The 4,112-nt window shown below is 26.2% G+C and carries 5 protein-coding genes; 2 read left to right on the forward strand and 3 right to left on the reverse strand.

The window, feature by feature from the left end:
- Window positions 1-157: 157 nt before the first annotated feature.
- Window positions 158-913, reverse strand: a complete 756-nt coding sequence (locus NSA58_RS16905) for a MerR family transcriptional regulator (RefSeq protein WP_039678844.1) — start codon at window positions 911-913, stop codon at window positions 158-160.
- Between the two features lie 145 nt (window positions 914-1,058).
- The gene (locus NSA58_RS16910; RefSeq protein ID WP_039678843.1) at window positions 1,059-1,229 is read right to left on the reverse strand and encodes a (2Fe-2S)-binding protein; all 171 of its coding nucleotides are present in this window, start codon (window positions 1,227-1,229) and stop codon (window positions 1,059-1,061) included.
- A 151-nt stretch (window positions 1,230-1,380) separates the two neighbouring features.
- On the opposite strand from NSA58_RS16910, the gene NSA58_RS16915 reads away from it, so the two are divergent.
- Window positions 1,381-1,806, forward strand: coding sequence for a putative ABC transporter permease (locus NSA58_RS16915; protein WP_039678842.1), 426 nt, complete (start codon window positions 1,381-1,383; stop codon window positions 1,804-1,806).
- 313 nt (window positions 1,807-2,119) lie between these two features.
- Window positions 2,120-3,019, forward strand: a complete 900-nt coding sequence (locus NSA58_RS16920; RefSeq protein ID WP_257560720.1) for a LysR family transcriptional regulator — start codon at window positions 2,120-2,122, stop codon at window positions 3,017-3,019.
- A gap of 44 nt (window positions 3,020-3,063) precedes the next feature.
- Here NSA58_RS16920 and NSA58_RS16925 read toward each other — a convergent pair whose 3' ends face one another.
- The gene (locus tag NSA58_RS16925) at window positions 3,064-4,032 is read right to left on the reverse strand and encodes a replication-relaxation family protein (protein ID WP_039678840.1); all 969 of its coding nucleotides are present in this window, start codon (window positions 4,030-4,032) and stop codon (window positions 3,064-3,066) included.
- Window positions 4,033-4,112 lie beyond the last annotated feature (80 nt).

Here is a 4,112-nt window from a genome sequence, read left to right on the forward strand (position 1 = left end):
ATTTTTTTATTATATTTAGAATATTTAGCATATTTTTTAAAGTTGGCTTTAATACTTAATTGAAGAAATTTCTTTATTATAATACATATCTTTTTTTACCATAATAAACCAAGATATTTACCTAAAATTACCAGTATAATATTTTAGTTTTTGGGTACTATTTTGTATAAATATCTAGCGCATCTTTAAAAAATTCTGACATACCTATTTTACTATCATCATAATATTTTTTAAATCTTTCATCTGCTACATACATTTGACCTAAGCCTCTATGTGCTTCTTTTGTGTAAAAATTCCAAGAATATCCTAGCCATTTTTTATGAAGTTCACACGCTTCTTGTGCTTTTTCACATGATGGATCATTTTCTTCCATTGCTTCTTTTAGTTTTTCAATTATATCTCTCCCCAATTGTTCAAACTCTTTATATTCCTCTTCATTTAAACCTAACATTTTTGTATTGGATTGATTTACTTGTTTATCACCATATTTTTCACGTATTTCTTTCCCATATTTTTCTTCATTTTGCTTAACTAAGTCTTTTTTAAATCCTTCAAATTTTTCCTTATCTGACATTTTGATTTCTCCTTTTTTATAACTAATAGTTTTTTCAACATTTTCAATTAACAAATTTATTTCATTTCTTTTTTTAAGAAGCTCTTTCTTATGACTGTCTAAAGCCAACATTATATCAAAAGATGGAGAATTGATTATATTTTTTATATCATCCAATTTAAAACCCATCTCTTTATAAAAAAGAATTTGTTGCAACTTATCAACTTCATTTTCACCATATATCCTATATCCAGAAGAATTAATTCTTTTAGGCTTCAATAGGTCTACCTCATGATAGTATCTTAAAGTTCTTGTACTAATTTTAGCAATTTTACTTAATTCATTAATAGAGTATTCCATTCATATCACCTTCTATTTAACTTATTAATATCTTAATGTTTAACTAAAGTATAAGGTTTTACGTAACGTTAATGTCAATTATATTTTTTAATTTACTTAAAAAAAATAAAGGGACATTGTAGTCCCTTTATTTTTTTATTCATTATTATAATACTTCATTAAGTGCTTCTTCAATTTCGCAGTCACATCCACAACAGATTGTTCCTGCTTCAGTAGTTTCTTTTATATCTTCTACTGTTTTAGCTCCGTTAGCTACAGCATTTTTTATATCTTCTAATGAAGTTCCCATGCAATCGCATACTATTCTATCTGACATTCTAATTTCCTCCTGATTGTCTTTTGTAATATATATTTACCCACAATTATTTTTATCTAAACAAAATTTGTTACTTTTTTTGCCATGTATGTTAATCAATTGGATAGAAAAAATAATTACTAATATTAAGAAATTATAAGGAGTAAAATCTATGAAAATTTTAAATACTTCACTTAAATATTTCACCTTATTTCTCATAGGAGGTATAACTTATTATTTTATCGAAATCGCTTATAGAGGGTATTCTCATGTTTCAATGGTAATAGTAGGCGGTCTTTGCTTTATACTTATTGGATCTATAAATGAATTTTCAAACAAAGATATACCTTTATTACTTCAAATGCTAATTTCAGTACTTCTTGTTGATATTGTAGAATTAATTTCAGGAATTATAATAAATAGAATACTATTATTAAATGTATGGGATTATTCTGGGCTAAGATTTAATTTTTTAGGTCAAATATCACTAAATAGTTCTATTGCTTGGTTCTTTTTATCTCTACTTGCCATATATGTTGATGATTTATTAAGATATATAATTTATAAAGAAGAAAAACCAAAATATAAATTCCTATAAAAAAATAAAGCCCTGCTACGAGGGTACAGGGCTTTAAGGTTCATAATGATAGATAAAAGAGTGTGAGGGAATCTATCATTATACGGGTATTTAAGTAAATTATTAAGCTAGTCTTTCTATGCTTTAATAATACATTATTAATGTGAATTTAATGTAAATTTTTTATGAATGAAAATAGAATTTTAATTATCTATAATTTTTTATTCTATTTTTTCTTATGCTATTGAAAACTCCCCTTTATTACTATAATATTTAATTATATATACTTCATTATAAATAAATTTAACTTATAGTTAGGATGTGCTATTTTATTATGATAGATCACCGTTTAAATACTTTTCTCACTCTTTGTGAACTTAAAAGTTATACTAAAACTGCAAAAAAATTATTTATAACTCAGCCTGCAGTAAGTCAACAGATTAAATATTTAGAAAAACATTATGGAGTAAATCTATTTAAATACGAAGGTAAAAGTCTTATACTAACGCCTGCTGGAAAGAAACTTCAATCTTTTGCTCTTACATTAGTAAATGATTGTGAAAAAATAACTCAACAATTATCTAATAATACACAAAATCCCTATTTCAAATTTGGCTCTACTTTAACTATCGGTCAATATGTTATGCCTGACATTATCGAGTATATTTTAAAAGAAAACCAACATACTTCTTTGTCTATGATTGTTGATAATACATCGGCTTTACTAAAATTATTAAATGAAGGTAAAATAGACTTTGCTATTATCGAAGGCAACTTTAATAAATCAGAATATACCTATGAGTTATTTTCTATGGAAGATTTCATTGGTATTTGTCACCCTCAATCCAAATATTCAAAAGGATTACATTCTTTAGATGATTTATTTAATGAAACTTTAATCTTAAGAGAAAAAGGTTCTGGAACACGAGATGTTTTTGAACAATTACTGTATGAACAAAATCTTTGTATCAATAGCTTTAAATCTGTTTGTGAAATAGGAAGCTTACCTGCAATTTTATCCATTGTTTCAAGTAATTGCGGTATATCTTTCATGTATAAAAGAGCTGCTCAGTCTTCTGTAAATTCAAATCAGATTTCTATTATAAATATAAAAGGCCTACCTATAAAAAGAGAGTTCAATTTTGTTTGGCTAAAGAATAGTAGATTTGCTTCTTTATATCATGATTTTTTTGAAACATGTAGATACTTTAATAGTAAGAAATCTTTGCAATAAAAAATACCACTATGAATAAATCCCTTATCCATAGCGGTATTTTTTTAGCATTTAAATAAGAATGAAAATAATTTCTTTTTACCTTGCTTTTCTTCCAATGCAAAAAATGCATCTTCTAAATTGTATAGTAATATTCTATCGTAAGTATAGATTATATCTATCTTTACTTCCTCTTGTCGATCTTTAATCATATTCATAATTTCTATCATATGATCATAAGACTCCCCTTGTACTAATAACTCTGGCTTTTCATCAAACTTAATATTTAAGTTATCATAATTCTCAATTACATTTTCATACCTATGTAGCTTATTAAGAAATTCTTCTCTCCAATTATCCGTTTTTCTAATTACTTCAACTAAATATGTTTTTCCATTACTAGTTAAGATTGATTGTGGCCTTACTATGCAATTTCTTATATTTTCATTTAGTATTATTTTAGATACTTTAAACTGTGTATCTGGCCCCATTACTTGTGTCAACAACTGATTGGATGCTAATAAACACTTAATTTTAGCAGTTTTAATTTCACTTACATACCCTTGTGAATATGTTTTCTTATCTAACGCTCTTAAAAGTCCTATTCCATGATAGCCTAGGTAATACGCTTTATACGAACTTGTACTATTTTCTGATACAAACTCGATTTGTTTTATAAAGCTTTTTTCCTTTAATCTTGTTAATTTTCTTGCAACAGATTTTGATTCTATATTTGCCCCATGTTTGTTTAAATATGTAGTGATTTGTAAAGACGTTGCAAAAACCAAATTATTAATAGCAAATAATATAATTTTTTCAACTTCACCAATGTGACCTTTTTCCAATAAGAAATCTACTTCTGACTTTGATGTAGTTCTTTTTGGCCTATTAATCTTATGATTGTCCCCCTTATAAGATGCAAATGGTGATAGCTTTGTTTCAACATATTCTTCATTTGGATTTTTTAAATCTACTGCTGTACAGTACGTTCCAATAGGTGAAACTAAGTCTGTACTCTTTCTTTTGTTCCTCATAATACTCCCCCCCTGATGTGTCTAGGAAACATAGTTGATACTTCCATTAAATAGCACATTTATATTATAATATTTTTTGG

The organism is Terrisporobacter muris (assembly GCF_024621905.1).
Taxonomy (GTDB): domain Bacteria; phylum Bacillota; class Clostridia; order Peptostreptococcales; family Peptostreptococcaceae; genus Terrisporobacter; species Terrisporobacter muris.

Excerpts from the sequence above, each read along its gene's own strand:
- NSA58_RS16925 (WP_039678840.1), bottom strand. The coding sequence starts at position 4,032 with ATGAGGAACAAAAGAAAGAGTACAGACTTAGTTTCACCTATTGGAACG.
- NSA58_RS16920 (WP_257560720.1), top strand. The coding sequence starts at position 2,120 with ATGATAGATCACCGTTTAAATACTTTTCTCACTCTTTGTGAACTTAAA.
- NSA58_RS16915 (WP_039678842.1), top strand. The coding sequence starts at position 1,381 with ATGAAAATTTTAAATACTTCACTTAAATATTTCACCTTATTTCTCATA.
- NSA58_RS16905 (WP_039678844.1), bottom strand. The coding sequence starts at position 913 with ATGGAATACTCTATTAATGAATTAAGTAAAATTGCTAAAATTAGTACA.
- NSA58_RS16910 (WP_039678843.1), bottom strand. The coding sequence starts at position 1,229 with ATGTCAGATAGAATAGTATGCGATTGCATGGGAACTTCATTAGAAGAT.